Raw genomic sequence first — 26,681 nt, 5'->3', positions numbered from 1 at the left:
GTCACAGATCCTGGATCGGGAGGGCGAGGTTCGGGGAGATCAGGCCGCCGTCGGGTTCGAGTATCTTGCCGGTTACGTATTTGCCCGCAGGGGAGACCAGATACAGCGCGGCAGCCGCAATATCCTCGGGGTCGCCGATGGTGTGCAATGGCGTCTTCGATTCCAGTTCGGCGCGCATCGCGTCATTGCCCGCCACGATTTCCAGCGACGAGGTGAGGATCGAGCCGGGCGCGATGGCATTCACCCGGATGCGCGGATTCAGGTCGAGCGCGGCCAGCCTGGTGTAGTGCGCGAGTGCCGCTTTGGCGGTGCCGTAGGCCGCGAACGCGCGGCCCGGCAACCGGCCCATGGTCGAGGTGATGTTGAGAATCGAACCACCACCGGAGGTTTCGAGAATTCGCGGTACCGCGGCGCGCACCAGGGCGTGCGCGTTTGTGACATTGAAATTGAATGCCTCGACCAGTGCTTCCGGCGTGGTGTCCAGCAGCGTGCACGGCATGGCCCCGCCCACATTGTTGACCACAATATCCAGCCGCCCGAACCGTTCGACGGCGGTTGCGGCGAGTGCGGCCGTTTCATCGATATCGCTCAGGTCCGCGGGCACCACGTGCGCCTGCCGCCCGACGGCGGTCACCTTCTCAGCGACCTCGTCCAGCTGACTCTTGGTGCGCGCGGCAATCACCACATCGGCCCCGGCCTCCGCGAAGGCGACGGCGATCGCCGCCCCCAAACCTCGGCCCGCACCGGTGACGATGGCCACCTGCCCGTCGATTCGGAACCGATCCAGAATCATCCCGCGCTCCGTCCCTCACCCGTATTGTCGAATATTCGACACGCTGTGTACTAATATTCGACATCGTAAGCCGTTCATTCACGCCGAACAAGGGGTTCGCCATGCCGGACCGGTCGCCTTCGCCACCGACCCGACGCGTCATCGACATCGTCGCGCTGCTCACGGACGCATCGGATCCGATCAGCGTCGCCGGCATCGCCGAGCGGCTCGATATCGCCCGCGCGACCGCGACCGCGATTCTGGCCGAACTGGATTCGGCGGGTTGGGTCGTGCGCGATTCGAATCGCGGCTACGTCATCGGACCGGCACTGGCAGGTCTGGGCACGTCCGCACTCCCCCATGGCGTCGGCGATGTCCTCGCCGCACTCGCGACCCGCACCGGGTGCGGCGCGACGCTCAGCCGCATCGAACCCGATCGGCTCACCGTCCTCGACGTCCGCCACGGCTCCGAACGGGTTGTGCCCGGAATCCCTGTCGGGCATCGCATTCCGCTGCAATTCCCCGCAGGCGCCAGTGTTATGCCATGGCGTGTGGCCGCGGAACAGAACACCTGGATCGCCGCCGCTCCCGAATCCGATCGCCGCACCGCCAGCACCTTGCTTGCCCTGGTCCGCGACCGTGGCGTCGCCCTCTTCCGCCCCCGTGGTGACGACGCGAGCCTGGTCGACCTACTCGCCGATCTACTGACCGCCGTCGGATCCGAACTGCTGCAACCACACCTGCGCACGCGGGTGCTGCGCCAGTTGGCGACCCTGACCGCCCGCCCCTACACCAAATCCGACTTGGACTCCGACGACGCTCTCCCCCTCAGCTATCTCGCCGCTCCCGTTTTCGACGCGGCGGGCATCCCCGCCTACGAGGTCCAACTCGGTCCGCTGCGCGCTACCACAACGAAAGCCGAACGCGACGAATACATCTCGGCCACTCTCGCCGCTGCCCAAGCTTTGACCGCGTCGGTGACCGACCGATAGGGCACGGCCCAGGCACGGGCCGGACGCACAGCATGTCGTTCAGCCGCCGGTCGAATTCTTGCTGACCCATCCGGCGATCTGCGTTCGGGAGGTGAATCCGAGCTTGGTGAGAATGTGGTCGACGTGGCTTTCGGCGGTCCGGATCGAGATCACCAATTCGCCCGCGATTCGCTTATTGCTGTAGCCGTCGGCGACCAGTCGGGCGACATCGCGTTCACGGCGGGTAAGAGTGTCTGCCGCAACAGGTTTCACCGCTTCCGTGACCGGACGAGGCCTGGTGTCGAGGGCATAGTCGACGGCCTCGTCCAAGCCGAGCGCGGCACCGGCATCGAACGCGGCGCGAAACTCCTTGTCTCCCATGGTCGTGCGCACCTGTTCCAGAATTTTGTCACCGACGGCCTGGGTCATCGCATGCGCGAGCCGCTGGGTGCTGCCGCGCCGGGCCGTCGACGCCGCGCCCATCAGACGAGCCGCACGGACTCGATCATCATCCGCCGCAGCGGCCCAGGCGAGCCCATCGAAACCCGATGCGATCCATACGCATCGATCGAAAAGCCGGAACAGTTCTATCGCCCGGCGCAGATCCCCGATCGCCGCGCTCTGCTCACCAGCGCGCCAATGATGCGTGCCGACCGCCCAATAGCCGAGCCCGCCGAGCAGCTGCGAGCCTTGCCGCGCGGTCTTCGCCAGGAACCGTTCGGCAAGCGCACCCGCGCGTGGATCGTCGAGCACCAGCGCGCAAACATAGGCGAACGCAAGGCTTTCCATCTCCGCGCCGTAATAGGCGCACTCGCGGGCGCGGTTCGCGGCCGTCTCGGCGATTTCGATGGCTCGGCGCGAATCTCCGACAGCGAACGCGAGCAGCGCCGACAACAGCGCCGCCTCCACCAGGACATCGGTCGCGGCCAATTCGGTGGCGATCTCGACGCACTCCTCGGCGAAGCCATCGGCCGCCGCCGTATCCGACAGCATCGCCGCGATGACCGACGCCGAGGCCAGCGCGCGCGCCCGGTCGATCGTATGCTCGGGGTTGATCTCCAGCGCCTCCAACAGCCACCGGTAGCCCTCCAGCAGAAACCGGTAGTGCTCCCAGAACGGTCGCAGCTCGGTCGCGATCTCGAGGGCCCGATACGCGCCCTCCGGGTCGGCGAGTGAGAATTGCAGTGCCGCACGCATATTCGCGTGCTCGCGCGTCACACCCCGGAACCAATCGACGTCCTTGCCACCCCAGTAGTCGGTGCGACCGCGCCGAGCGAGGCGGTAGTAGTAGTCGCGATGCCTGATGCGCACGGCGCGTTCGCCGCCGCGCGCCGTCAGCCCCGCGAGGGCAAACTGCCGCAGCGGCTCCAGCATCGTGTACCGGCCGGTGCCGTCGCTGTCGTGCCGGTGTCCGAGCACCGATTTCTCCACCAACCCGGTGAGGGCGTCCAGCAACGCACCCGGCGGATCGACCAGGCATACCGCCTCGGCGGCTTCCAGATCGAAACCGCCGGCGAACACCGACATTTGCTCCCACAGTCGCTGTTCGTCAGAGGTACACAGGTCGTAGCTCCACCGAATCGCGGCTTCCAACGTCTGCTGGCGTTCGGGCGCGGTACGCAGCCCGGTGGTCAGCAATCGCAGCGCGTCGTCCAAGCGCGTGAGGACCTGATCCGGGGTGAACATCCGCAGCCGCAGCGCCGCGAGTTCCAACGCCAGCGGAATACCCTCGAGCCGACGGCAGATCGCCGCCAGCGCGGCGCGGTTGGCGTCGGTGACTCGGAAGTCCGGGTTCGCGGCCGCCGCACGATCGATCAGCAACCGCAGCGCCTCGCTGTCGGATGCGGCGGCTACGGCGGAATCGTCATCGAGTTCCGGCACCGGCAGCGGCGCCACGGGCATGACCTGCTCGCCCGAGACACCGAGTGGCTCCCTGCTGGTCGCGAGAATCCGCACATCGGACGTGGCGGGAATGATCCGATCGGCCAGCGCGGCGCACGTCTCGATGAGGTGCTCGCAGTTGTCGAGAATCAGCAATAGGCTCTTATCGGCCAGAAAGTCGCTGAGCCCGGCCATACGTGCGTTGGTGTCATCGCGCAGTCCCAGCGTCTGCGCCACGCTCGACGCCACCAATTCCCCGTCGTTGACATGCGCCACCTCGACCAGCCACACGCCGTCCGGAAAAGCCCGCCGCACCACCTGTCCGACCCGGCGACTCAATCGCGTCTTCCCGACTCCCCCCGGCCCGGTCAGCGTCAGCAACCGCGTGCTGGCCAGCAACCTTCTGGCCGCGGCAACCTCCGCGCCACGCCCGACGAAGCTCGTGACCTCCGCCGGAAGGTTCCCTGAAACGTGCCGTACCACGCTGGATACCTTCGCACGCGCGGCACCGATAGTGGCCATTTTGCCGAAGATGTCGCATACGCGGAACGGCCCGCCCCGCCGAGTCCACGCATTCACGCGCCGCCCGCCGGTAGGCGTTCCCTATTGGCAAGGCGTATGCGAGGATTCGACGTTGCCGCTAGGAGATATGGCGAGGAAAACATGCCCACGATGACATTGACCCAGCACAACTTCGACACAACGATCGCCGATCATCCGATTGTTCTTGTCGACTGGTGGGCCGGCTGGTGCGGTCCGTGCCGCCAATTCGCGCCGGTTTACGAGGCGTCCGCAGAACTGCATCCCGAGATCGTGCACGGCAAGGTCGACACCGAGGCCGAGCAGGCGCTCACCGCATTGGCGCAGGTCGACCGTCTCCCGACCCTGATGGCGTTTCGCGATGGGCTGCTGGTGTTTTCGCGGTCCGGGTTCATGGCCCCTGACGCACTCGAAGAAGTGGTTCAGCAGGTTCGCTGGTTGGATATGGACAAGATCCGGCGCACAATGGCCGAACAATCCGGGACGCCGGAGCAGGATGCGGGGTCCTACGCGCCGAGCCTCACCTCGTCCGGGCGGCAGGCTGGGCTCGCCCCCGCATCAGATAACTATGGCTGGCCAGGTCTGTAACCCACATCGCGCCGACGTCACGGCCGGCTTCGCCCCTCATCATCGGGTTCGTCCGGAATATCGGGAATTTCGAATGCCATGAGCTCGTCGACTCGCGCCATGGCCTGGTCCATGGTGGATTCGATGTCATCCATTACCGTGAGGCCGTCGAGCAGCCCTTCCAGTTCCCGGCGGGTCGTCTCCAATTCCGCGATCGCTGGGTCGACGGGAAACCACGCCACTCCGTCACGCCACCACCGATCGCCGTCGATCCACGCCCACATGACATCCCGAACCAGTACCGCGTCGGGGGTATAGACCTGGAACACCTCATCCCCCGAACCCGCGCGATATTCGAGCTCATAGACGCCGTCGGGCAGCAGCCGAGCCCGGATGTGGTCGTGGTCGCCGCGACTGACGGTGAGAAAAGGACACCCAGGGTCGGGTGGCGCACTGAGCAGGTCGTCGAGCAGAGGGCCCGTCAGGTGCGGCACCGTAGCCCCGTCGCCTGTACGGACATGCACGTCGTCGTGCCGATCCGGGTCGTCACTCACCTGCGCCAGTCTGCCTCACGCCCCACCGATCCGAACCGACGGCGGTATGCGGGCTATCGGCGAAGGAACTCCAGGGTGACACGTTCGAAGGCCGCCTTCGCCTCGAACATCACCCAATGCCCGCACTTGGGGAAGACATGGAGTTCGGCGTTGGGGATCAGGCGCATCGGCATCAACGCCATATCAGGCGGGCACTGTCGATCGTCGCCGCCCCAGGCGAGCAGGGTCGGGCATGTGATCGTGTGCATCGTCGACCAATACGGCGGAGTATCCGACGTTGCGAGGAATTGTTGTTGCCGTGCAAACGCTTCGGACCCGTACATCATCTTCAACGTCTGTTGCGCGGCGGGATCGACGGCCGCCTGCCAGCGTTCCTCGATCAGATCCTCGGTCAGCAGCTTCGGGTTGTGGATCATGCAATTGAGCCAGCGAACCAGCTTCTCGCGACTCGGGCCGTCGGCGAATTCCTGCAACAGCCGGGTGCCTTCACTCGGACTCGGGCTGAAAACGCCCTCCCCGATCCCGCCGATCGTCACCAGTTTCTCGACCCGCGCCGGATGCTTCATGGCAATGTTCGCGCCGACTACACCGCCCATCGAATTACCGACCAGCGCAGCCGATTCGATGCCGAGCGCATCCATGAACCGCAGCACCGCCGAGCCCGCCGACAGCACGGGGTGACCCCCCACCGGATCACTCACGCCGAACCCGGGAAATTCGAGGACGTAGCAGTGGAAGTGCTCGGCGAAGACCCCGAGATTGCCTCGGAAGTTGCGCCAGCCGTTGACTCCGATCCCCGATCCGTGCAGGAGAATGAGCGGCGGCCCGGTGCCTGCCTCGTGATAACGCAGCACCCCCTTGTCGGTTGCAACCTCGCGCTTCGTCCCGTCGTATGTCACGTCCACACCATCACACTAGAACACGTTTCAGTCTTGTCACGAACCCGGCCGATGAGTTTCGCGGGGCCGATCGGTCAGGCCCCGCGGACACGACATTTCACCGCACCGTTATCGTTGCCGCGCACAACGACGTGCTCACCCAACTCTTCGACACCTTCCTACCGCGACTGCGCCAAGCACCTCACCGGTGCCATCGCCGAGCGAAACCCCACGGCCGCAGCGGAATTCAGCCGTTCCCACCTATCCACCCCGAAGGAGGCATTCACGTGAGGCACGCACCCGTCCTCGAACTGACCGATGTGACATTCCGGCGCGAGGGCAAACAGATAATCGATGGAATCTCCCTGACGGTGCGCGCGGGCGAGCACTGGGCTCTACTCGGCCCCAACGGCGCGGGCAAGAGCACCCTGCTCGACTTCTGCGGCGCGGTCACGTTCCCGACCTCGGGCACTGTGCGCGTGCTGGACAATCAACTCGGCCGCGTCGAGCTGGCTACCCTGCGCCACGGGATCGGCCATGTCAATCCCCGGCATCCGCTGCAGTATCCGCTGACGATCCGCGACGTCGTCCTCACCGGCATCACCGCAACCATCGACACACCGATGAGGTGGAGCCCCACCTCCGACGAACTGCGTCGCGCCGACGCGATGATCGAGACCGTCGGCCTGAAGGGCAAGGCCGACGACACCTGGCCGACGCTGTCGCAGGGCGAACGGGGCCGGTGCCTGATTGCCCGCGCTCTCGTCGCCGAACCCCGTCTGCTGTTGCTCGACGAACCGTCCACCGGCCTGGATGTCGCGGCGCGCGAACAACTACTGGAAACCATCGACACCCTCGGCGAAACCCATCCGGATGTCGCGTCGATCCTGGTCACCCATCATCTCGAAGAACTCCCGAGCACCACCACGCACGCTTTGCTCATCGCCGACGGCCGCACCGTCGCCAGCGGTCCTGCCCGTGAAACCGTCACCACCGCAAACGTCACCGCCGCCTTCGACCACCCCGTCGAGGTCCGCCACGACGACGGCCGCTGGACCGCCCGCGCCGCGCCAGCGCCAGCGCATGGTCGACACCGACGGGTTCCAGCTGATCAAACCCAGCAACCAAGCGAGTTCCTCCCCACGCGCGCCGCCGATTGCGCCGAGTTCAGGCACGCCACCGAACTCACCAGCAACATGGCCGAACAGGGCCTTCCGCTCGCGCGCGGCAGTGCGATGGAGCCGATGCCCAACCCCTGAACTCAGGTCTCGCACCGCAAAACTAATGTTCAGCGCGCGCAATCCCCGACGCTCGCGCTTCCGCTTCGGCGAGTTCCTTCAAGGTGCGCAACTGTTTGCGCATCATGAACACGTCACCCAACGCCAACACTCGCGCCACCGGACGTGGTCCAACGAAACGCACCCTGACGACAAGACGGGTCCCCACCCCGTTCGGCCGCACCGCGTAGGTGGCACACGCCGTTCCCGCGACCAGGGTGATATGGCTGCCGAGTACAAACGACACCAGCTCGAACTGGGACATGAACCGTTGCCCCACCGCGAGTTCGGTGAGTGCCGGATCGCGTTCGCGCGGGCTGCGACGCCCGAGACGGTCGAGCAGGTCGTAGCTATAGGGCGCTACCCGCAGCTGACACAGCCAGGCGTACAACACATTCGGCGGGGCATCGACACTGATGGCCCGGTCCGCCTGCAACCCACCGGGTCTCAGCTCGTCACACGGCAGCGGCTGTTCACATTCGGCCTCGGTGGCGCCCCAGCACAGCCGCGCGGTCATGTCGCGGCCGCGATCCGGCGCAGCATCGCGCGCACCGCGAGCCGATGGCCACCGGTGCCGACCACGAGCGCGCGATAGATCTTTCCGTGCGGGCCGGGGAATTCTCCCCAGCTCCGCGCGCGCAGCCGGGTCCGGCTCGGGGTCGGTTCATCGAGTTCGAAGACGAGCGCGTACCTCGAGAACCAGTGCCGCCCCCGCAAGGCGAGGCGAGCGGGCGGTTCGGCGGCATCCACCTCGAAACCGATCGGCGCGGTCGACGAGTCGGCCGGGTCCTTACAGACAATTTTCAGCAACGCCTGCCACACCTCCCCCCGGCTCGCGTCGACAGATGTGGCATGCTCATCGATATAGGGTAATCGCTCCATATGGAAGGAACGTACTAGTACATGGCCCCGCCCCGCAAGCACGACACCGATGTGATCCTCGACGCGGCACGCACCCTGGTGCTGGCCGAGGGGCCCCGCGCTGCCAGCGTCGCGGCAATCGCGGCGGCCAGCGGCGCGCCCGTCGGCACGCTGTATCACCGATTCGGCAATCGAAACGGCGTACTCACCGCCGCGTGGCTGCGCGCGCTGGAACGCTTCCAGGCCGGTGTACTCGCTGCCACCGGCCATCCGGATCCGGTCGAGGCGGGTGCCGAGATGACGGTGGCCGCCGTCCGATTCGGCCGCGAATTACCCAGCGACGCAAGGCTTTTGCTGAATCTGCGCGTCAGCGATCTGCTCGACGGCGGCCCCGATGCGGATTTCCGCGCTCGCCTCGCGGGTATGAACGCCCCACTCATCGAGCACCTGCGCCGCCTCGCTCGTGACCTCTTCGGCCGCGACGGCAATCGCGAGATCGACGCCATCAGCCGCGCAGTCGTCGATCTCCCCTACGCCGCCCTGCGTCGACACGCCCACGCACCGGAACTCCCGGACTGGCTCGAGACCGACCTCGCCGAGGCCGCTCGCACACTGCTGTCGTCCTACCGACGCTGAGCTACCGCGATCACCACGTACCCCAACCGCTCAGCGCTGTCCCACGACCAGGTCGGGCGTGAGTTCATCGAGACCATCGATGACATCGTCGGCCAGCGCGAGCGCATCGGGCGCGGGCGGGTACTCCGGGCGCGGGGCGGCGATCACCCGCATTCCCGCCGCATGTGCCGCACGCAGGCCATTGCTCGAATCCTCAACCGCGGCGCACTCGGTGGATTTCTGCCGCAGAAAGCCCGCGACAGCCACATAGACGTCCGGCGCGGGCTTACCCCGATCGACTTCTTCCGTCGAGAAGGTCACGTTGAAGAATTCGATCAAACCGGTCCGGCCGAGGACCACATCGATCAGCGTCCGCGGCGAGGAGCTGGCCACGCCGAGCGGCCAGTGTTCGCTCATCCGCTGCACGGCATCGACCGCGCCCGGCAGCAAGGGGACTCCCCGGCTGTAATGCGCGGCCATCCGCTCGATCACGTCGTCGGCGACGGTGTCGGGCGTCTCGCCGACACCCAATTCGCCGCTGAGATAGTCCGACCATTCCCCGGTGCTCATACCCATCAGCCGCTGCTGCGTATCGGGGAGCCAACGCCCACCCTTCTCGGCGACGTAGTCGCGCCGCACGCGCTCCCATACCGGCTCGGAATCGATCAATACGCCGTCCATATCAAAGATGACAGCCGTAATATGCATCGGGGCATAGCCTTTCGCCATCCGCGCCGCCGAGCGCCGATCGGATCGATCGGCGGCCGGGACTCTCGGGTTCTTCGGAAGACCTGATGGACGAGCATCGTAACCGCACCTGTGCGGTACTCGAATCGCATGTCCCGTGAACCGAGCGGGAAATGGCCCCGCAGGACGAGCATCCCCCGGGCAACCGATAACTTGTTCTGTATGAATGAACCGCAGGCCGACGACTCGCTGCCCAACGAGCAGCACCACGAGGGCGGGTTCCGACCGATGTCAGAGCTGATCAACGCGCACGAGCTGGGCATCGACACCACCCGTGGCGGCCCGCACCACGGCGAATTCATCGAACAGGTGCGCGGTCTGATGGATCGCGCGCGGCTGGCGTGTCCGACCGACGAGCTGGCGCTCGAGACGATCGGCATCCTGGAGAAGCTCAACGATAAGCTGGACGCGGCGATCGTGGACGAATGGTCCACCCCCACCTGGACCAGGATCGACCTGCCCGCGCGCGGGAACGTTACGCTGCCGCCGTTCACGATCGATCACGCTGACCCCGACGGAGTCCAGGCGCGGATCACCTTCCGAACCTTCCATCTGGGCGGCAACAACGCCGCTCATGGTGGACAGGTGGCCACCGGTTTCGATGACCTGCTCGGCATGGCCGCCGCAATCCACGCGGGCGCGGTGACCAGAACCGCGTCACTCACCGTGGACTACCGCTCCATCACCCCGTTGAACACCGAACTGACGGTGCGCTCCTGGGCCGAACGCCAGGAAGGTCGCAAGGTCTTCGTGCGTGCGACCCTGCACGACGGCGACCGTCTCTGCGCCGAGGCACACGGGCTGTTTATCGTGCTCAGACCCGGTCAGCCCTGACGCGATAGCTTACCCGGGCCGGGAAACCGGTGGGCCGCAGCATTATCCGGCCCACCGGAGTATTTCATCTACCCGGGAAGTGCTCGCTGCGATACTCCGCGAAACGCGCGTCGACCTGCTCGCTGGTCAACCCGAAGTCGGCCAGCGTGTAGCGATGAGTGGGCCGCGCGGCACCAGAGGTGGTCTCCGAATGCAGTGCCGCCATGGCGGATTCGGCCTCCTGACTCAATGACAGGTCGAAATGCCGGTAGATCGAGGCGACCGTGCCGATCGGATCCGCTACGAAGTCGTCGTAGTACACGTCGCAGAACTGAGCGGCGTTGTGCCGCTTGCGATCAGAGAGAAAGTGGTCGGCTCCCCTGGCCCACAGGTCCAGCTGTGCCGAACCGACAACGGGTCCGCGAAACTTCTCCGACCAGCCCGCCGAGGCTTGCTCATTGAGGCTGCACACCGAGCCGATGATGGTGCGCGGATCGCGATGCATCTGGATGACCAGCGCGTCCGGGTATACCTCGAAGATCGCGTCCAGGGCGAACAAATGACTCGGATTCTTGAGCACCCATCGGCGGCCGGCATCGGGCAGCCCGATCAGCTGTAGGTTGCGCCGGTGCCTGCGATAGGCCTCGGTCCAGTTCCGCTCGCGCAGCCATTCGGAATAGCCGGGCAGGAATCCGAGGCATTCGTAGGACACCGACATCGCCGACTGGCGCAACAGCTGCCAGCACTCCTCCACCTGATCGGCCGAAATGTGGTGCACGCCCATGAATTCCGGATGCTCCACATGATGCTTCTCGAACGCGGACTCGATGCGCTGATACACCGGGTTGTCCGCCCAGGTCTCGCGCGGCGGACGCGGCTGAGGCATCTCGGTCAGCCACATTTCCAGTCCCTGGTGCGCCGGGTCGGCGTTGAGCAGCCGGTGCACCGCCGTCGTCCCCGAGCGCGGCAGCCCGGTGACGAAGATGGGCCGCTCGATCGCCACCTCGGCATGTTCCGGAAACCGTTGCCACGCAGATTCACTGAGCAGCCGCGCGATCAACGCACCGCGCAGGAAGGCCCGATTCACCTTGTTGCCGAACGGCGTCAGCTCCGCGTCCTTCGCATAGGACTCGAGTAGCACCTGGAGCCCTTCGCGATAGCCGTCGTCACCGAAATCGTCCAGCCCGACGACCTTGGTCGCCGAAGCATGCAGGTCATCGATGGTGCCGACGTCGCCCCTGCCGATCACAGTCATTTTCTGGTCCCCTCAGTGGTGATATTCGCCTGCGTTGACATCCAGACACGACCCGGTGATCGCCCGCGCCAGTTGCGAGGCGAAAAAGACCACGGCGTCGGCGATCTCGTCGGGTTCGGGTAGCTTTCGCAGATCGATGGTCGCGGCGGTTTCGGCGTATACCTCCTCGGAGGTGATGCCGCGCTGCTCGGCGAGGTAGTTGAAGTACCACTTCAGGTTGTCGGCCCAAATATATCCGGGGGCCACGGAATTCACTCGAATGCCTTCAGGACCGAGTTCGGTGGCGAGGCTCTGTGCCAAGGCGAGCAGGCTCGCCTTGGCCATCTTGTATGGCCCGAATGTGCGCCGCGAATGCCGCAACACCGCGGAATTGATCATCACGACCGAACCCTTCGACTCGGCGAGCGCGGGCACGAACAGCCGCGTCAACCGCAGCGCGGCAAGCACATTCGTCTCGAATCCGGCGCGCACATCGTCCAGGTCGACGGTGGCGAGATCGGTGATCGGCGGGATAGCGAAGGCATTGTTCACCAGCGTGTCGACCCGGCCGAACGCGCTGCCCGCCGTCTCGACCAGATTCGTCACCGCCGCTTCGTCGTTGATGTCGGTCGGCACCACCACGGCGCGCCTGCCGAGTTCGGTCACCTCCTTCGCAACCTCGACCAATCGCGATTCGGTGCGCGAAGCCAGCACCACGTCGGCCCCGGCACGCGCGCTCTGCACCGCGATGGCACGGCCCAGACCCGGTCCCACCCCGGAAACCACAACGACCTTGTCCTGCAACAACATCAGCCCAACATCCTTTCCGACACGGCGACTTGCCGCGCCGCGATCCGCGCTCGCCACTGCTCGGGCGAGACCCGAGCCTGCTCGTAATACGGCAATCGCTCCGATAGTTCCGCGACTGACACCACTTCGACCGTCGGCCCGTCTTCGGGCTTCATCTCCCGCGCCAAGCGCTGCCAGCGAAATTGCAAATACCCGCGGGCATGTCCGGTGCGTTCGATCCAGTTCTCCAGGCCAGGATCACGCTCACTCACGACGAGCCGGATCATCCCGTCGGGATCCACCCGCGCCTGGTCCGCGGTGAGGCTGGTCTGGTGGTTGATGTAGTCCAGCGACAGATACCACATGCTGCCCAGCTGGAAGCCCTGATACGGCGCATCCGATTTCGGCACCGTAATGATCATGACCTGATCGTCGTCGAGTTCGTAGTGTCCCACCGAGGAAAACTGGGTGGTGAGCCCGCCCGGGGTCGATCTTGGTTCGGTCATCGTATTGACCGGCAGGTTGAGGTAGAACCAATTCGGGAAGGCGAGGAAGGTATTCAGTCGCGACACCAGAATTTTGCCCGCGGCACCGAAACGCTTGGTCAGCAGGTCCTTCGTCAGCGGCGGCGGCGCGTCACCGATCCGGTCCACTCGCTGAATACGGACCGTGCCCGGCCTTTCGGTGGCCCAATCGCTATAGACCTCGCGGATCACGAGCATGGCCGAGTCGGGCGCGAGATGCACGTATCCGGGGCGTGCCTCGCCGGGACCGAGGCGTAGTACGTAGGTCCCGTCGGCGGCGACATCGATCGAGCGATCGTCGAATGCGGTGAGGCTATCGGGCACGTCCACGGGTGAGTAGTCGCCGTTGAGCACCTGGAAACTCAGGTCGCGGGTGGTGCCGCGGGTTCCGGTCACCACATAATCGGCGTCGGGGCGCAGGTACGAATGAAAGTAAAGCGTATCGGGATTATCGAGGCCCATTTTCGTGTAGGGCCCGGTGGATTGGACGAAGAACGGAAAGTCACGCTCATAGGCCCATGCCATTTGGATGGCCGCGCGAATGCTGCCCGCGAGATAGTCGTAACCCTCGACGAGATCCTGTTCGGTCCGAATATGTGGCGCATCGGCGATGATCTGCTCGGCGGTGGCGATGGCGTCCGCGAACGGCTGTGTCAGCAAGAGGCTTCTCCGAGGTAGTGTTCCAAATACGTACCGCTCTGGTACATTTCAATATGAGAAATATTAGAACGTGTTCTAGGAGTGGTCAATGGTTGCCCGCAGATCCGCCCCCACCGCGCGGGTGGTCCAAGTGCTGGACTTCTTCGTCGAACAGCACGGCAAGCGCTTCGGCCTGTCCGAACTTGCCCGCGAGCTGGACCTGGCGAAACCGACCTGCCTGGGCATCCTCACCGAACTGAGCGCGGGCGGCTACCTGGTCCGCGATTCCCACACGCTCACCTACGGCCTCGGGCCCGCGCTCATCGCCGCAGGGCGGGTCGCGCAGGACAGCTTCGCAATTTCCGCCATCGCTCGCACCGAATTGGCGAAACTCAGCACCGAATACCGCACCACCTGCACCGCGTCGGCGGTGATCGGTGATCAGATCGCGATACTCGAGAGCACCGGCCCCGGCCTGGTAAAAGTCGGCGCGTCCTACCTATTCGCACCGCCGGTCGGGCTGATGTACGTGCTGTGGGACACCGACGCGGCGTTCGACGCCTGGCTGGCGAAGCCGGCGACGGTGCCGCTGCGACAGGATGTGGCGCGGCTGCGGCAGATCGTCGCGGAGTGTCGTGCTCGCGGATACCTGATCGAGAGCCTGACCGCCGCAGGTCGCAGGCTGTATTCACTACTGTCCGGCGTCGCCGCCCGCGACCTGCCCGAGGAGCTGCGCGAACTCGTCGGCGAACTGGTGACCAGCCTCGGCGAACGGGTGTACCTCGGCGCCGACCTTCGACCACGGAAGGAACATCCAGTCAGCCTGCTCGCCGCACCCACCTATGACTATGACGGACGGCAGAACATGGTGCTCACCATGTATGTCGGCGCGGCCATCACCGGCGCCGAAATCGCCCGTCGCGGAACCGTTCTCATCGCCGCGGCCGATGCGGTTACCGAGTCCTCCGGCGGGCGCAAACCGCACTCACCACAGAAACGTCCCATCGGCCATCCCATTGACCATGACCAAAACGTGTTCTAGTTTTATGATGTGAGCCAGTACGCAAAGTCGACGGCGAGCACCTACGAGCTGCCGCATCTTGACGCGCTCGAGGCCGAGTCGGCACACATATTCCGTGAAGTCGCAGCGACATTCGAGCGGCCGGTGTTGTTGTTCTCCGGCGGCAAGGACTCGGTGGTTATGCTGCACCTGGCGGCAAAGGCATTCTGGCCCGCACCGTTGCCATTTCCCGTTATGCATATCGACACCGGACACAATTTCGACGAAGTGATCGACTATCGCGACCGGACCGTCGAACGGCTCGGCCTGCGGCTGGTTATCGGCCGGGTGCAGGACGACATCGACGCGGGCCGGGTAGCCGAGGAAACCGGGCCACGCGCCTCCCGGAACCGCCTCCAGACCAGCACCCTACTGCGCGCCATCCGGGAGCAATCCTTCGACGCGGTTTTCGGCGGCGCTCGCCGCGACGAGGAGAAGGCCCGCGCGAAGGAACGCGTATTCAGTTTCCGCGACGAATACGGTCAGTGGGATCCACGTAATCAGCGACCCGAACTCTGGAACCTCTACAACGGGCGCCACCGCGCGGGCGAACACATTCGAGTGTTCCCGATCTCCAATTGGACCGAGCTCGATATCTGGCATTACATCGCCGCCGAAAAGATCGAACTGCCGCCCCTGTACTACGCACACCGCCGCCCGGTGGTGCAACGCGACGGAATGCTGTTGGCGCACACCCGTTTCCTCGAACTGCTCGACGGGGAAGCGCCGTACGAGACGACGGTGCGATTCCGAACCGTCGGCGACGCAACGTGCACCGGCTGTGTGGAATCAATGGCCACCACCCCCGATGAGGTGGTCACCGAGGTCGCCGCCACCCGTGTCACCGAACGCGGCGCGACGCGCGCCGATGACCGAATTTCCGAGGCAGGCATGGAAGACCGCAAACGAGAAGGCTACTTCTGATGACGACCACCCTCCTGCGCCTTGCCACGGCGGGCAGCGTCGACGACGGCAAATCCACCCTGATCGGGCGGCTGCTTTTCGACTCCAAGACGATCTTCACCGACCAGCTGGCCGCCGTAGAACGCACCAGCCGCGATCGCGGCGACGACTACCCGAACCTTGCCCTGCTCACCGACGGTCTGCGCGCCGAACGCGAACAGGGCATCACCATCGACGTCGCGCACCGCTACTTCGCCACGCCCCGACGGAAATTCATCATCGCCGATACGCCGGGCCATATTCAGTACACCCGCAATATGGTCACCGGCGCTTCGACCGCTGATCTCGCGCTCATCCTGGTGGACGCGCGCAAGGGCATCGTCGAACAAACCCGGCGGCATGCCTTCTTGACGAGCCTGCTCGGCATCCCCCACCTGACGCTCTGCGTGAACAAAATGGATCTGGTCGACTGGTCGCAACAGCGCTACGAGGAGATTCGCGACGAATTCGCCCAATTCGCAACCAAACTCGATGTCGTCGATTTGACCTTCATCCCGATGTCGGCCCTGACGGGTGACAATATCGTGCACCGCGGGGCCAGCATGCCGTGGTATGAGGGGTCTCCACTGCTGCATCATCTGGAGGAGGTGCACATCGCCTCCGACCGCAATCTCATCGACGCGCGGTTCCCGGTCCAGTACGTCACCCGCCGGCATGCCGAGGATTTCCGCGGCTACGCGGGTACTGTGGCCGGCGGCGTCTTCAAACCCGGCGACGACGTGACCGTGCTTCCATCCGGATTCAACAGCACGGTCACCGCGATCTGGGGGCCGGGCGGCACACCCGTCGCCGAGGCTTTCCCACCGCAGGCGGTGACCATTCAGCTCGCCGACGAAATCGATATCGCCCGTGGCGATTTGATCTGCCGCCCGGCCAATCGGCCACACGCCGATCGCGATCTCGATGCGATGGTGTGCTGGTTCAGCGAGGAGTCCGCGCTCACGCCGGGCGCCACCTACACCATCCGGCACACCACCCGGACCGCCACCGTCGAGGTGCACAGCCTCGACTACCGCCTGGATGTCAACACGTTGCACCGCGACGAGGCTGCGGAATCGTTGTCGCTCAACGAGATCGGACGTATACAGCTGCGCAGTCGCCAGCAACTGCTTTTCGATCCGTACCGGCGAAACCGCAGTACCGGCAGTTTCATCCTCGTCGACGACACCACAAACAACACCGTGGCCGCGGGCATGATCACCGGTCCCAGCCTGCCCTCCTCACGGGTGGTCTGGCACTCCACCGCCGTGGGGCGGGACGAACGCGCCACGCGCGGCATGACCGTTTGGCTGACGGGCTTGTCGGGCTCCGGAAAATCCACGGTGGCAGTGGAACTCGAACGCCGACTCATCGCGGCGGGCCGCCCTGCCTTCCTCCTCGACGGCGACAACCTCCGCCACGGCCTCAACGCCGACCTCGGCTTCGACGCCGCGGACCGGGTCGAAAACGTCCGGCGCGTCGGCGAAGTCGCCCGCCTCTTCGCCGAAGCCGGTGTGCTGGCAGTAGTTTCGCTAATCAGCCCGTACCAGGCCGACCGCGATCGCGCCCGCGCCGCGCATGATGCGGCGGGCATCGCGTTCGTGGAAGTCTTCGTCGACACTCCACTGGAAATCTGCGAATCCCGCGACCCCAAGGGCATGTACGCCAAAGCCCGCGCGGGCGAAATCCGCGGCTTCACCGGCATCGACGCCCCCTACGAGAAGCCCACTGACGCCGAGCTGATTTTGCGGCCCACCGACGGCGATCCCGCGGCGATGGCGACGGCCATCCTCGCGAGGCTCGCAGACCTGGACTGACCGTGAGACCGGCTCGAATCACCCCGAGCCGGACCAGGCGCTGAGCGCACACCGGTCGGGAAAGGCAAAATTCTGGGTCTGTCAGCGCGGTTGCGGGTCCAGCCCCAAGATGACCATGAGCACGTCACGCAACCGATCGACATCGCCTCTGATGCCCGTCACCGCATCCTGATACAGGAACGCTTCGATGAGGCGGACCAGCGCATAGGCGAAGGTGGGGGTGTCGACCCGCTGCTCGTAACCCTCTGCTATGGCGGCGTCGATCAGTTCCGCGACGGTGGCGACAACCCTGGGCTGCACCGGCCCATCGCTGGTAGTGATGATCCGGCCCGCAGTGGCCTGCTCGGTCGCGATGAAGTACCGGTAGGGCTCGCTGCGCGCGAGCCAACGCGACACCTGGTCCAGCATCGACAGCACCCGGTGCGCGCCGACTCCGGTACTGCGGCTGCGCGCCGCCTCGACAATTCGCTGAAATTCCGACACCATAACCGCGCCGAGTAGACCGTCGCGCGAGCCGAACCAGCGATAGACGGTCGCACGCGAGAGGCCGAGTTCGGCGGCGATCGCCTGCACGTCCACGCGCATCGAGGCCAGAAATTGCGCGGTCGCCGCGGCCAGCACCTGATCTTGGGTCGCGGCAGCGGGCCGCCCGACAGATCGGGTGGCGCCGGCGGCGGAGGTCATCCCAGCCCTGGGATAGATTCGCGACACATGCATAGTAACGTACCAAATAGACCCGGGTGAGCATCGCCTTCGCCCAAAACCTCGGCAGTACCCGCGAGAGGATTTGCCCGTGCGCTCGACGTTGTTCTCCCGTAGAGACCTCGACTTCCTGCTCTATGAGTGGCTGCGGGTCGAGGAACTCACCTCGCTGCCGCGATTCACCGAGCATTCCAAAGAGACCTTCGACGGCTTCCTCGACCTGTGCGAGGACCTGGCAACCCGGTACTTCGCCACACACAACAAGCGCAACGACACCAATGAGCCGACCTTCGACGGCGAACGGGTCACCATCATCCCGGAGGTGAAGGCCGCGATCGAGGCGTTCACAAAGGCCAACCTGGTCGGTGCCGCGATGGATGAACAGATCGGTGGGCTGCAACTGCCCGCCGCCCTGGAAGCGGCCGGGTTCGCCTGGTTTCAGGCGGCCAACGTCGGCACCGCCGGCTACCTGTTCCTGACCGTCGGCAACGCGAATCTCCTTGCCGCGCACGGAACCCCGGAGCAGGTCGACCGTTTCGTCAAGCCGATGGTCGAGGGGCGATTCACCGGGACTATGTGCCTGTCCGAGCCGCAGGCGGGTTCCTCACTCGCCGACATCGTCACCCGCGCCGAACCCCGATCCGATGGCACCTACCGGCTTTTCGGTTCGAAAATGTGGATCTCCGGCGGCGATCACGAACTGACCGACAATATCGTACATCTCGTGCTCGCCAAGATTCCCGGCGGTCCGGCCGGAACCAAGGGCATCTCTCTGTTCATCGTCCCCAAATTCCTGGTGCGCGACGATGGTTCGCTCGGCCCGCGCAATGATGTCGCGCTGGCCGGACTCAATCACAAGATGGGCTACCGCGGCACCACGAACACGGTGCTGAATTTCGGTGAGGGAAAGCAGACTCCCGACGGGCTGCCGGGCGCGGTCGGGTACCTCGTCGGTGAGGCGCACCGCGGACTGTCCTACATGTTCCACATGATGAATGAGGCGCGCCTCGGAGTGGGCCTCGGCGCAACGGCATTGGGCTACACCGGGTATCTCAAATCCGTCGAGTACGCCAGGCAGCGCAAACAGGGACGCGCCGTCACCGCGAAAGACCCTGGCGCGCCACAGATCCCGATCATCGAACACACCGACGTCAAACGAATGCTGCTGGCGCAGAAGTCCTATGTCGAGGGCGCGCTCGGACTACTGCTGTACTGCAATCGGCTCGTCGACCTGGAACACACCAGCACCGATCCCGAGACCAAACATGCCCACACACTGCTGCTGGAGATCCTGACCGGCGTCGCCAAGAGCTGGCCGTCGCAGTGGTGCCTGGAAGCCAACAACCTCGCCATCCAGGTGCACGGCGGCTACGGCTATACCCGCGAATACGATGTCGAACAGCACTACCGCGACAATCGGCTCAATCCGATCCACGAGGGCACCCATGGCATCCAGGGCCTGGACCTATTGGGCCGCAAGGTAACCCAGCACGATGGCGCCAGCCTCCGACTGCTCGCCGCGCAGATCGAGCAGACCGTGCTCGCCGCCAGCGACGCGGGTGGCGAATGGACCGAATTCGGTAGTCAGCTCGACGCGGTCTGGCAACGTCTACTCACCGTCACCGGCTGGATGTTCGGCTCCGGCGATATCGCCGCGGCCATGGCGAACTCCAGCATCTACCTGGAGGCATTCGGCCACGTCGTGCTCTCCTGGATCTGGCTCGAGCAGGCCCTTGCCGCGCACGGCCGCGACGGCGATTTCTATGAGGGAAAGCGCGCGGCGGCGCGCTATTTCTTCCGATACGAACTCCCCAAGACCGAACCACAATTGGATCTGCTGGAGCTGATGGACCGCACCGCATTGGACATGCGGGACTCCTGGTTCTGATTCGCATACGTATGCCACAGCGGAAAGTACTTATAGACGACTGATTCGGCACCCATGGCTTGCCACATAACGTAGTTCTCGTCAGCAGGAAAGACAGAGAAACCGCAGGTCAAACGCCATGGAGGACATCATGAACGAGCTCGTCGCACAGTACCTGGAAGTCTGGAACACCACCGACGCCGTTGCCCGCAGGACCGGTATCGAGGCCGTCTTCACCAGCGGCGCGACCTATGTCGACCCGCTCGCCGCGGTCGCCGGGCACGACCAACTCGATGCCGCCATCGCCGGGGTGCAAGCCCAGTTCCCCGGTTGGGTTTTCACGCTCGCCGGTCCGGTTGACGCCCACCACAATCAGGTGCGTTTCACCTGGGAGCTCGGCCCCGCCGATGGGCCTGCCGTCGTGGTCGGTTTCGACGTCGCGGTTATCGAGGGCGGTCGTATCGCCAACGTCTACGGCTTCCTCGACAAGGTCCCGGCCGCTGCCTGATCTTCCGTCCCTGAAACTGTTGCACCAGAAGGAAAAGCAGTCATGACAACCACTGCCCCCACCTCCATGTCCGCGTTACTCGCCCCCGGCCAGCGCCTGCTCCGAACATCCTTGCGCCTGGATGCGGTCGTCACCGGCGTCAACGGCCTTGCCTACCTTGCGCTTTCGGGCCCGCTGGAATCGCTGCTCGGTCTCGATACCGAGATCGGCATCCCGATCGGAATCTTCCTGACCGTCTACGGCATCGCGGTGGCGCTGGTCAGCATGCCGAAGACGATCGATACCAAGGTCGCCGGCGTTATTGCCACCAGCAATGTTGCGTGGGTGGTGGTCAGCCTCGCCGCCCTACTCGGGGGCGGCCTCGACCTCAACGTCGTCGGCTCGATCTGGACCGTCGCGCAAGCAGCCGCTGTCGGCGGTTTCGCGGCCCTGCAGTACCTGGGAATCCGCAGGGCCCGCTGACTCGGCGGCAACGACGATCCCGCGACCACGCGGCATCGGCACCGACTGATGCCGCGTGGTCGACTGCGCGAACGGACCCGGCCCGCGCGAACCCGGTCACAGCCTGATCCTACGAAATCCGTGTCGGCGCGAGATCGACGTCGGCGGGAGGTCGTAGGCGCCGCAGTGTGCCATCGAAGCTGGGTCGTCGGTGTACACGGTGCGCTGATCCGGTGCGAGCGCCAGCCCTTCCGAGCGCGGCACCGGCGACCAGCTCACCTCGACAGTTCCGGAATCATGCCGATAGCGACTCAGGCCCTTCGACGGGCCGCCCTCGGTTCCTACCCGAGTTGTCAGCAGATCTCCGTCGGGCAGGCGCGGTACACCATTGCCCGCGAACTCGGTCGGCGGTGTCAGCTGGTCGGTAGTGGTCGAACCACAGACCGCGTCGATGGCTCCGCCGTAGCGGCGCCTATCCGAGGCATTACTTGCGCATGCCTCCGACGCCACTGAGCGAATCCGGGCGTCGAGTATGGGGCCCGGCGTATGCCAACCGGGTTCGCGATGTCGATTTATCCAGAAGTTATCCGCACCCTGTTTTCGCAGGCAGGGGTGCCGATTCGGTGCGGTTCGGCGGGCCGCGGACGCGTGTCTTAATTCTGCGTTGCATGCCGAGACACTGTACGGTTGCCCGGATGTAACGGGGGATTCTCGGAAGCATGCTTCCGGGATCGGCGAAAGGACTCGGATCTGATGTCGATAGACACCGACCGAAAATCGCACGAACCAGACGACAGCACCGAGGACCGCGCAGGCAAGCCGCCGAAGAAGCTTGGGATCGATTGGCTGGTCTTCGGTGTCACAGCGATCGGCTCCCTGGCCTTCGTGGCCTGGGGCATCGTGGACCACACCAGCCTCGGCTCCGCGTCCTCCGATGCGCAGTCATGGGTGATCACCAATACCGGCTGGCTGTTCGTGCTGATCGCTTCGGCCTTTGTCGTCTACATCATCTGGTTGGCGGGAAGCCGGTACGGCAAAATCCCGCTCGGCGCCGACGACGAAAAACCAGAATTCCGTACCACTTCGTGGATCGCGATGATGTTCAGTGCGGGTATGGGCATCGGCCTCATGTTCTGGGGCGTCGCCGAACCGATATCGCATTTCATGAGCCCGCCGCCGGGTACAGCCGAACCAGGCAGCACCGAGGCGGCCGAATCCGCGATTGCGACAACGCTGTTCCATTGGACATTGCATCCATGGGCGATCTACGCCGTGGTCGGACTAGCCATCGCCTACGGCACATTCCGCAAGGGACGCTCCCAGCTGATCTCGTCGATGTTCCGGCCGATTCTCGGACGTCGCGCCGATGGTATCGGCGGGCGCGCGATCGATATGATGGCGATCTTCGCGACGCTGTTCGGCTCGGCGGCCTCCCTCGGCCTCGGCGCACTGCAGATCGGTGCGGGCATGGAGTTCAACGGGTGGGTCGACTCGATCGGCAAGGCCGGTCTCGTCGCCATCATCACCGGCCTGACCATCGCGTTCATCGTCTCGGCTATCTCTGGCATCGACCGGGGCATCCAGTGGCTGTCGAATATCAATATGGTGCTCGCACTGATCATCGCGGTATTCGTCTTCGTCGCCGGACCAACGCTTTTTATGCTCAACTTCCTGCCGACCTCGCTCGGCGACTACATCTCAAAACTGCCCGCGATGGCCTCACGCACCAACGTGAGCGGCGGCGACGACATGAAGGCGTGGCTGTCGAGTTGGACCATCTTCTACTGGGCGTGGTGGGTGTCCTGGACTCCGTTCGTCGGTATGTTCATCGCCCGCATCAGCCGCGGACGCACGATCCGTCAGTTCGTCACCGGTGTACTGCTCGTGCCGAGCGTGGTCAGCCTGGCCTGGTTCGTGATCTTTGGTGGCGCGGGCATTTTCGAACAGCGCAAAAGTGGTGACCTGACCGAGGCGAATGGCAAGGTCAACGAGAACTTCGCACTGTTCCACCTGCTCGACCACTATCCGCTCGCCTCGGTCACGGCAGTGCTGGTGATGATCCTCGTCGGCATCTTCTTCGTCTCCGGCGCCGATGCCGCATCGATCGTGATGGGCACGTTGTCGGAGAAGGGCAGCATCGAACCCTCCAAGGCGACCGTGATCTTCTGGGGCGCCGCGACCGGCGCCGTCGCCGCCATCATGCTCCTGATCGCCGACCCCAACGACCTCGGCGGCGCACTGAACGGCCTACAGGCCCTGACCACGGTGGTGGCGCTGCCGTTCGTGGTCGTGATGGGTTTTCTGTGCGTTTCGCTGTACAAGGATGTGCGATCGGATCCGATGATCCTGCGGGAGGAACGCGGCATCCAGCTCGTCGAGACCGCGGTTGTCCGCGGCGAGGAACGTCACGACAGCGACTTCGGCCTCGTCACAGAGGCAGTTGAGACCCCGCCACCGCCGATCCAGCCGAACGACTGACGGCGTCGAGCGTGGCCGGTTATGCGCAATGCAACCGAAACTCGGCGACCGGTGCGGTGCCGGGCTGTACCTCGACCTGGACGTACGTGATGCTGCCCAACTGACAGCCGCCCGGAACGGCCGTGACCTCCACCCGGTAGCAGCCATCGGGGAAGTTGCGCGTCACGGTTCCGTCCCGGCCGGTGGTCAGCGTCGCCAGCACAGGCCCGGCCGCGCAGCTCGTGACACTCGTGTCCAAGCCGGTCACCGGCAGCCGATCCAGCCCGGTCACCGCCTGCACCTGCAACGAGCCCTCGGCGGGCTGCTGCGCGGTGGCCACACCACCCGAAACCACCGTCAGCACACCGACTCCAACAACAGCCGCACCGAACATCGCCCTGCGCATTCTGTCTCCCTTCTGCCGACGGGGACGCCATTCGCCCTTCGATCAATATAGGTGCTCGTCAACGGAATCCAAGACGGCTCGCGACGCCGGGCCTGAGCCATCGGCAAACGACTCCCCCGGCAACTCATTCATGAGCGTTTCGAGCACCGTTGTCACACCGGCACCGTCGGCCGAGTTCGCACACGCGACCGATCAGGTGTCGGCCTACGAGGCGGGCAACTGATAATCGCCCGACCGGCGCGGCCATGAGTCGACGAAACCGCGTGCAACGCAATAAGTTCCGGCCCGAACCTATTGGAGGGCGTCTTACGTGGGCGTAATCCGTTGTACGGCATAGTGTGACCTGTGGTCGACAGGCCATCCCGACATGCTGGAGTGGCGGCTCGATATCGAAGGAGACGACGTCGATGGCGTACAGCTGCTTCAGGGCTTCGAGATCTTTGGCTCGCAGCCCTTCGATCAACTTGTCGATTCGGCGGCGGAGCTCGGCGTCATCCGCCTGGATGCGGTCGGTGCGGGACCGGGAGTCGTTGGGTTCGGTCATATCGGGAATCTCCTCAGGAACTGACGAAAGCGGTTTCGGCCCCAGCCCGCAGCGGCGCGAGCGCAGCGCTCCAGGCGATGAGCTGATCCAGCGTCTTGTTCAGGGCGGCGACATGGTGGTCGCGCGGTGTGAAGGTGGTGTGGTTCTCGAAATCGGTGAGCAATGAGACCTCCACTGGAGGGCTCACATCGGCCATGCCCAGCGTGCCGCACACCACCCGCAGTTGCGTCACCGCGCGGGCGCCGCCGCTCACGCCGTAGGAGACGAATCCGACCGCCTTGTCGGTCCACTCCCTGCACAGGTGGTCGATGGCGTTCTTCAATACCCCGGGGACGCCGCCGTTGTATTCCGGGGTCACCACAACGAAGCCGTCGCACGGGGCGATCCGCTCGGCCCAGGCGCGGGTATGCGCATGCACCGACGGGCCGAACATCGGCGGCATGGGTTCGTCCAGATGCGGTAGCGGGTGGTCGCGCAGGTCGATCAGTTCGAACTCGGCGTCGCCGCGTTGCGATGCCGTGTCCATGACCCACTGCGCGACCTGTGGGCCTTTACGGTTGGGCCGGGTACTACCGAGGATGATGCCGATCTTGGTCATTTCCGAAACTCCTGCTCGGCTGACAGCGGTACCACCTTTCGACGACACAGCTGTCCGGAATGTCAGGCCGCCTCACAATTCGTGCCGCTGATTCGTCGATACAGCTGGAGACCATCGACCGAAGGAGCCACCTGTGAGCGACCCACAATTGCCCGCGGTGATCGGTGAGCGGCGGACGCTGATCAACCTCGCCTACCGGCTGCTCGGCTCACTGGCCGAGGCCGAGGATGTGGTGCAGGAAACATACGCGCGCTGGTACACGCTGTCCGAGCAGCAGCGAAGCGAGGTGGCGACGCCAGGGGCATGGATGACACGGGTCGCCGGCCGGATCTGCCTCGATCTGCTCGGTTCGGCACGCGTCCGGCGCGAACGCTATATCGGTGAATGGATCCCGGAACCGATACCAGACCGGTCCGAATGGCTCGACAGCTCTGTCCCCGAGGATCCGGCCGACCGGATCACCCTCGATGAGTCGATCAGCATGGCCTTTCTCGTCGTACTGGACTCCATGACCCCCGCCGAACGAGTGGCATTGATCCTGCACGATGTTTTCCGCTACTCATTCGCCGAGGTCGCCGAGATCGTCGGACGCACCCCTGCGGCCTGCCGGCAACTCGCCTCGAGCGCCCGTCGCCGCGTCGAGACCTCACGGCGGGGCCCATCGAGCACCGGGCACGCCGAGGTGGTCCGGGAATTCAAATGTGCGTGGCAGGCGAAGAATATCGAGGCGCTGATCGGCCTGCTCGATCCGGCAGCCACCGCGACCGCTGACAGCGGCGGCCTGGCTCCGGCTTTCCGCGACCCGATCCACGGCGGCGAGCAGATCGCCCGCGCCTGGGCAGAAATCCCGCACAACTCCCGGGTAGCCCTGCTGGAGCGCACTGTGAACGGCCGGCCCGGCCTAGTGGCGCAGCTCGACGGCACCATCATCTCGGTTTACGCCTTCGATATCGCGGAGAGCCGGATCACGCGCATATGGGCGATCCGGAATCCGGAGAAACTGCGGCCCTGGCGATCATCATCCGCGTGATCTGGTCAGCGGTGAACTACAGCCCTGTGCGCGACCGGTCAGCCAACTCGGCCGCACGTGCGCGGCGACCGCCGTTCACCATAGGGATCCGTGCTGAACGAATCCAGCCCATCGGTCGTGACCACTCACCCGTCGCGGGCTGTCCTGTCATACAGACACATCACGAAATAATGGAGGACACAGATGAGCGACCTCGCGACAATCGCTGACCGCGTCGAGATTGAGGCACTGCGCGGCGAGCACCTCGACGCGACCATGGTCGGCGACTATGACCGTTTCGCATCGCTGTTCACCAACGACGCGGTATGGCGGATTCCCTTCGCTGACGTCGAGCTCACAGGGCGGAACGGGATCCGTGCCGGTATCGAACGGATGCAGGCCGCATGGGAGTTCTGGGTGCAGAACTCCCATGCGGGCACGATCCAGCTCGACGGCGACACCGCGTCCGGCCGGGAATATATTTTCGAGATCGGACGCCAGCGCAACGGCAGGTCGGTCGTGATGTACGGCGTGTTCTCCGATCGCTACCAGCGCACCCAGGATGGCTGGAAATTCACCGAGCGCGTCCTCGAGCCCCGATACCTCGACACCACCCCACTGACAGGCATACCGCCACAGGGCTCTTGGGACGACCACTAGCCTCCCGA

28 protein-coding genes and 1 pseudogene are annotated in these 26,681 nt (G+C 64.9%); 15 read left to right on the top strand and 14 right to left on the bottom strand.

What is annotated here, in order from left to right:
* Nucleotide 1 precedes the first annotated feature (1 nt).
* Nucleotides 2-793 (bottom strand): SDR family oxidoreductase, encoded by a 792-nt coding sequence (locus tag LKE06_RS21340; RefSeq protein ID WP_228001122.1) that lies wholly within the window; start codon nt 791-793, stop codon nt 2-4.
* A 101-nt stretch (nt 794-894) separates the two neighbouring features.
* Here LKE06_RS21340 and LKE06_RS21335 point away from each other — a divergent pair, with 101 nt between their 5' ends.
* Nucleotides 895-1,764, top strand: coding sequence for a helix-turn-helix domain-containing protein (locus LKE06_RS21335; protein ID WP_228001120.1), 870 nt, complete (start codon nt 895-897; stop codon nt 1,762-1,764).
* 39 nt (nt 1,765-1,803) lie between these two features.
* On the opposite strand, the gene LKE06_RS21330 is transcribed toward LKE06_RS21335, so the two are convergent.
* Nucleotides 1,804-4,146 (bottom strand): helix-turn-helix transcriptional regulator, encoded by a 2,343-nt coding sequence (locus LKE06_RS21330; RefSeq protein ID WP_228001118.1) that lies wholly within the window; start codon nt 4,144-4,146, stop codon nt 1,804-1,806.
* A 150-nt stretch (nt 4,147-4,296) separates the two neighbouring features.
* On the opposite strand from LKE06_RS21330, the gene LKE06_RS21325 reads away from it, so the two are divergent.
* Nucleotides 4,297-4,752, top strand: a complete 456-nt coding sequence (locus LKE06_RS21325; protein WP_372477403.1) for a thioredoxin family protein — start codon at nt 4,297-4,299, stop codon at nt 4,750-4,752.
* A gap of 17 nt (nt 4,753-4,769) precedes the next feature.
* On the opposite strand, the gene LKE06_RS21320 is transcribed toward LKE06_RS21325, so the two are convergent.
* Nucleotides 4,770-5,285, bottom strand: a complete 516-nt coding sequence (locus tag LKE06_RS21320; protein WP_228001116.1) for a hypothetical protein — start codon at nt 5,283-5,285, stop codon at nt 4,770-4,772.
* Between the two features lie 53 nt (nt 5,286-5,338).
* Entirely contained in the window at nt 5,339-6,190 is an 852-nt protein-coding gene (locus LKE06_RS21315) for an alpha/beta fold hydrolase (protein WP_228001114.1), read from the bottom strand.
* A gap of 260 nt (nt 6,191-6,450) precedes the next feature.
* Here LKE06_RS21315 and LKE06_RS21310 point away from each other — a divergent pair.
* Nucleotides 6,451-7,230 (top strand): annotated as a pseudogene (locus LKE06_RS21310) (ABC transporter ATP-binding protein); the annotation flags it as partial.
* A 214-nt stretch (nt 7,231-7,444) separates the two neighbouring features.
* On the opposite strand, the gene LKE06_RS21305 reads toward LKE06_RS21310, so the two are convergent.
* Nucleotides 7,445-7,957 carry a hypothetical protein gene (locus LKE06_RS21305; protein WP_228001112.1) on the bottom strand — a complete coding sequence of 171 codons (513 nt, stop codon included), beginning with the start codon at nt 7,955-7,957 and terminating at the stop codon, nt 7,445-7,447.
* The gene (locus LKE06_RS21300; protein ID WP_228001110.1) at nt 7,954-8,322 is read right to left on the bottom strand and encodes a hypothetical protein; all 369 of its coding nucleotides are present in this window, start codon (nt 8,320-8,322) and stop codon (nt 7,954-7,956) included. The genes LKE06_RS21305 and LKE06_RS21300 overlap by 4 nt, the downstream gene beginning before the upstream one ends.
* 21 nt (nt 8,323-8,343) lie before the next feature.
* Between LKE06_RS21300 and LKE06_RS21295 the strand changes: the two genes are divergently transcribed.
* Complete coding sequence (locus LKE06_RS21295) at nt 8,344-8,937, top strand: TetR/AcrR family transcriptional regulator (protein WP_228001107.1); 594 nt, start codon at nt 8,344-8,346, stop codon at nt 8,935-8,937.
* A 30-nt stretch (nt 8,938-8,967) separates the two neighbouring features.
* Here LKE06_RS21295 and LKE06_RS21290 read toward each other — a convergent pair whose 3' ends face one another.
* On the bottom strand, nt 8,968-9,624 hold the full coding sequence (locus tag LKE06_RS21290; protein WP_228001106.1) for an HAD family hydrolase: 657 nt from the start codon (nt 9,622-9,624) through the stop codon (nt 8,968-8,970).
* 201 nt (nt 9,625-9,825) lie between these two features.
* Here LKE06_RS21290 and LKE06_RS21285 point away from each other — a divergent pair, with 201 nt between their 5' ends.
* Nucleotides 9,826-10,497 carry a PaaI family thioesterase gene (locus tag LKE06_RS21285; protein WP_228001104.1) on the top strand — a complete coding sequence of 224 codons (672 nt, stop codon included), beginning with the start codon at nt 9,826-9,828 and terminating at the stop codon, nt 10,495-10,497.
* 64 nt (nt 10,498-10,561) lie between these two features.
* Here the strand turns inward: LKE06_RS21285 and LKE06_RS21280 are convergent, their stop codons facing one another.
* From LKE06_RS21280 to LKE06_RS21270, 3 genes are read right to left on the bottom strand one after another with little or no spacing between them, the layout of a single operon-like run.
* Nucleotides 10,562-11,731 (bottom strand): sulfotransferase family protein, encoded by a 1,170-nt coding sequence (locus LKE06_RS21280; RefSeq protein ID WP_228001103.1) that lies wholly within the window; start codon nt 11,729-11,731, stop codon nt 10,562-10,564.
* A 12-nt stretch (nt 11,732-11,743) separates the two neighbouring features.
* A complete protein-coding gene (locus LKE06_RS21275; protein WP_228001102.1) occupies nt 11,744-12,520 on the bottom strand; it encodes an SDR family oxidoreductase in 777 nt (258 codons plus the stop codon).
* Nucleotides 12,520-13,683 carry a hypothetical protein gene (locus LKE06_RS21270; RefSeq protein ID WP_228001101.1) on the bottom strand — a complete coding sequence of 388 codons (1,164 nt, stop codon included), beginning with the start codon at nt 13,681-13,683 and terminating at the stop codon, nt 12,520-12,522. The genes LKE06_RS21275 and LKE06_RS21270 overlap by 1 nt, the downstream gene beginning before the upstream one ends.
* A gap of 88 nt (nt 13,684-13,771) precedes the next feature.
* Between LKE06_RS21270 and LKE06_RS21265 the strand changes: the two genes are divergently transcribed.
* From LKE06_RS21265 to cysC, 3 genes are read left to right on the top strand one after another with little or no spacing between them, the layout of a single operon-like run.
* Nucleotides 13,772-14,704 carry a helix-turn-helix domain-containing protein gene (locus LKE06_RS21265; RefSeq protein ID WP_228001100.1) on the top strand — a complete coding sequence of 311 codons (933 nt, stop codon included), beginning with the start codon at nt 13,772-13,774 and terminating at the stop codon, nt 14,702-14,704.
* A 9-nt stretch (nt 14,705-14,713) separates the two neighbouring features.
* Entirely contained in the window at nt 14,714-15,646 is a 933-nt protein-coding gene (cysD, locus tag LKE06_RS21260) for a sulfate adenylyltransferase subunit CysD (RefSeq protein ID WP_228001099.1), read from the top strand.
* Nucleotides 15,646-17,481, top strand: a complete 1,836-nt coding sequence (gene cysC / locus LKE06_RS21255; protein ID WP_228001098.1) for an adenylyl-sulfate kinase — start codon at nt 15,646-15,648, stop codon at nt 17,479-17,481. Before cysD ends, cysC begins: the two co-directional genes overlap by 1 nt.
* Nucleotides 17,482-17,562: 81 nt before the next feature.
* Here cysC and LKE06_RS21250 read toward each other — a convergent pair whose 3' ends face one another.
* Nucleotides 17,563-18,165: a QsdR family transcriptional regulator gene (locus LKE06_RS21250; protein ID WP_228001097.1), complete on the bottom strand. Its 603-nt coding sequence runs from the start codon at nt 18,163-18,165 to the stop codon at nt 17,563-17,565.
* A 109-nt stretch (nt 18,166-18,274) separates the two neighbouring features.
* Here LKE06_RS21250 and LKE06_RS21245 point away from each other — a divergent pair, with 109 nt between their 5' ends.
* The 3 genes from LKE06_RS21245 (at nt 18,275) to LKE06_RS21235 (ending at nt 21,020) form a co-directional block, all read left to right on the top strand.
* Nucleotides 18,275-20,071, top strand: a complete 1,797-nt coding sequence (locus LKE06_RS21245) for an acyl-CoA dehydrogenase (protein WP_228001095.1) — start codon at nt 18,275-18,277, stop codon at nt 20,069-20,071.
* A 130-nt stretch (nt 20,072-20,201) separates the two neighbouring features.
* Nucleotides 20,202-20,558, top strand: a complete 357-nt coding sequence (locus LKE06_RS21240; protein ID WP_228001093.1) for a nuclear transport factor 2 family protein — start codon at nt 20,202-20,204, stop codon at nt 20,556-20,558.
* A gap of 42 nt (nt 20,559-20,600) precedes the next feature.
* On the top strand, nt 20,601-21,020 hold the full coding sequence (locus LKE06_RS21235) for a hypothetical protein (protein ID WP_228001092.1): 420 nt from the start codon (nt 20,601-20,603) through the stop codon (nt 21,018-21,020).
* A 96-nt stretch (nt 21,021-21,116) separates the two neighbouring features.
* Here LKE06_RS21235 and LKE06_RS21230 read toward each other — a convergent pair whose 3' ends face one another.
* Complete coding sequence (locus LKE06_RS21230) at nt 21,117-21,509, bottom strand: hypothetical protein (protein WP_228001091.1); 393 nt, start codon at nt 21,507-21,509, stop codon at nt 21,117-21,119.
* 243 nt (nt 21,510-21,752) lie between these two features.
* Here LKE06_RS21230 and LKE06_RS21225 point away from each other — a divergent pair, with 243 nt between their 5' ends.
* Complete coding sequence (locus LKE06_RS21225) at nt 21,753-23,477, top strand: BCCT family transporter (RefSeq protein WP_228001088.1); 1,725 nt, start codon at nt 21,753-21,755, stop codon at nt 23,475-23,477.
* Between the two features lie 19 nt (nt 23,478-23,496).
* Here the strand turns inward: LKE06_RS21225 and LKE06_RS21220 are convergent, their stop codons facing one another.
* Nucleotides 23,497-23,862 carry a hypothetical protein gene (locus LKE06_RS21220; RefSeq protein ID WP_228001087.1) on the bottom strand — a complete coding sequence of 122 codons (366 nt, stop codon included), beginning with the start codon at nt 23,860-23,862 and terminating at the stop codon, nt 23,497-23,499.
* Nucleotides 23,863-24,229: 367 nt separating this feature from the next.
* On the opposite strand from LKE06_RS21220, the gene LKE06_RS21215 reads away from it, so the two are divergent.
* Entirely contained in the window at nt 24,230-24,430 is a 201-nt protein-coding gene (locus LKE06_RS21215; protein WP_228001086.1) for a hypothetical protein, read from the top strand.
* Here the strand turns inward: LKE06_RS21215 and LKE06_RS21210 are convergent.
* Nucleotides 24,420-25,004 (bottom strand): NADPH-dependent FMN reductase, encoded by a 585-nt coding sequence (locus tag LKE06_RS21210; protein ID WP_228001085.1) that lies wholly within the window; start codon nt 25,002-25,004, stop codon nt 24,420-24,422. The genes LKE06_RS21215 and LKE06_RS21210 overlap by 11 nt on opposite strands.
* 133 nt (nt 25,005-25,137) lie before the next feature.
* Here LKE06_RS21210 and sigJ point away from each other — a divergent pair, with 133 nt between their 5' ends.
* Both sigJ and LKE06_RS21200 read left to right on the top strand, forming a co-directional pair.
* The gene (gene sigJ / locus LKE06_RS21205; RefSeq protein ID WP_228001083.1) at nt 25,138-26,034 is read left to right on the top strand and encodes an RNA polymerase sigma factor SigJ; all 897 of its coding nucleotides are present in this window, start codon (nt 25,138-25,140) and stop codon (nt 26,032-26,034) included.
* 183 nt (nt 26,035-26,217) lie between these two features.
* The gene (locus tag LKE06_RS21200) at nt 26,218-26,673 is read left to right on the top strand and encodes a nuclear transport factor 2 family protein (protein WP_228001082.1); all 456 of its coding nucleotides are present in this window, start codon (nt 26,218-26,220) and stop codon (nt 26,671-26,673) included.
* Nucleotides 26,674-26,681 lie beyond the last annotated feature (8 nt).

Source organism: Nocardia australiensis, assembly GCF_020733705.1.
Lineage (GTDB): Bacteria > Actinomycetota > Actinomycetes > Mycobacteriales > Mycobacteriaceae > Nocardia > Nocardia australiensis.
Note: the sequence above shows the minus strand (reverse complement) of the source record. Positions and strands in the feature narration are given on the sequence as shown.

Coding starts and splice junctions, on each gene's coding strand:
- LKE06_RS21340 (WP_228001122.1), bottom strand. CDS start 793: ATGATTCTGGATCGGTTCCGAATCGACGGGCAGGTGGCCATCGTCACC.
- LKE06_RS21335 (WP_228001120.1), top strand. CDS start 895: ATGCCGGACCGGTCGCCTTCGCCACCGACCCGACGCGTCATCGACATC.
- LKE06_RS21330 (WP_228001118.1), bottom strand. CDS start 4,146: ATGGCCACTATCGGTGCCGCGCGTGCGAAGGTATCCAGCGTGGTACGG.
- LKE06_RS21325 (WP_372477403.1), top strand. CDS start 4,297: ATGACATTGACCCAGCACAACTTCGACACAACGATCGCCGATCATCCG.
- LKE06_RS21305 (WP_228001112.1), bottom strand. CDS start 7,957: ATGACCGCGCGGCTGTGCTGGGGCGCCACCGAGGCCGAATGTGAACAG.
- LKE06_RS21300 (WP_228001110.1), bottom strand. CDS start 8,322: ATGGAGCGATTACCCTATATCGATGAGCATGCCACATCTGTCGACGCG.
- LKE06_RS21295 (WP_228001107.1), top strand. CDS start 8,344: ATGGCCCCGCCCCGCAAGCACGACACCGATGTGATCCTCGACGCGGCA.
- LKE06_RS21290 (WP_228001106.1), bottom strand. CDS start 9,624: ATGCATATTACGGCTGTCATCTTTGATATGGACGGCGTATTGATCGAT.
- LKE06_RS21285 (WP_228001104.1), top strand. CDS start 9,826: ATGAATGAACCGCAGGCCGACGACTCGCTGCCCAACGAGCAGCACCAC.
- LKE06_RS21280 (WP_228001103.1), bottom strand. CDS start 11,731: ATGACTGTGATCGGCAGGGGCGACGTCGGCACCATCGATGACCTGCAT.
- LKE06_RS21275 (WP_228001102.1), bottom strand. CDS start 12,520: ATGTTGTTGCAGGACAAGGTCGTTGTGGTTTCCGGGGTGGGACCGGGT.
- LKE06_RS21265 (WP_228001100.1), top strand. CDS start 13,772: ATGGTTGCCCGCAGATCCGCCCCCACCGCGCGGGTGGTCCAAGTGCTG.
- cysC (WP_228001098.1), top strand. CDS start 15,646: ATGACGACCACCCTCCTGCGCCTTGCCACGGCGGGCAGCGTCGACGAC.
- LKE06_RS21250 (WP_228001097.1), bottom strand. CDS start 18,165: ATGACCTCCGCCGCCGGCGCCACCCGATCTGTCGGGCGGCCCGCTGCC.
- LKE06_RS21240 (WP_228001093.1), top strand. CDS start 20,202: ATGAACGAGCTCGTCGCACAGTACCTGGAAGTCTGGAACACCACCGAC.
- LKE06_RS21235 (WP_228001092.1), top strand. CDS start 20,601: ATGACAACCACTGCCCCCACCTCCATGTCCGCGTTACTCGCCCCCGGC.
- LKE06_RS21225 (WP_228001088.1), top strand. CDS start 21,753: ATGTCGATAGACACCGACCGAAAATCGCACGAACCAGACGACAGCACC.
- LKE06_RS21220 (WP_228001087.1), bottom strand. CDS start 23,862: ATGCGCAGGGCGATGTTCGGTGCGGCTGTTGTTGGAGTCGGTGTGCTG.
- LKE06_RS21215 (WP_228001086.1), top strand. CDS start 24,230: ATGCTGGAGTGGCGGCTCGATATCGAAGGAGACGACGTCGATGGCGTA.
- LKE06_RS21210 (WP_228001085.1), bottom strand. CDS start 25,004: ATGACCAAGATCGGCATCATCCTCGGTAGTACCCGGCCCAACCGTAAA.
- LKE06_RS21200 (WP_228001082.1), top strand. CDS start 26,218: ATGAGCGACCTCGCGACAATCGCTGACCGCGTCGAGATTGAGGCACTG.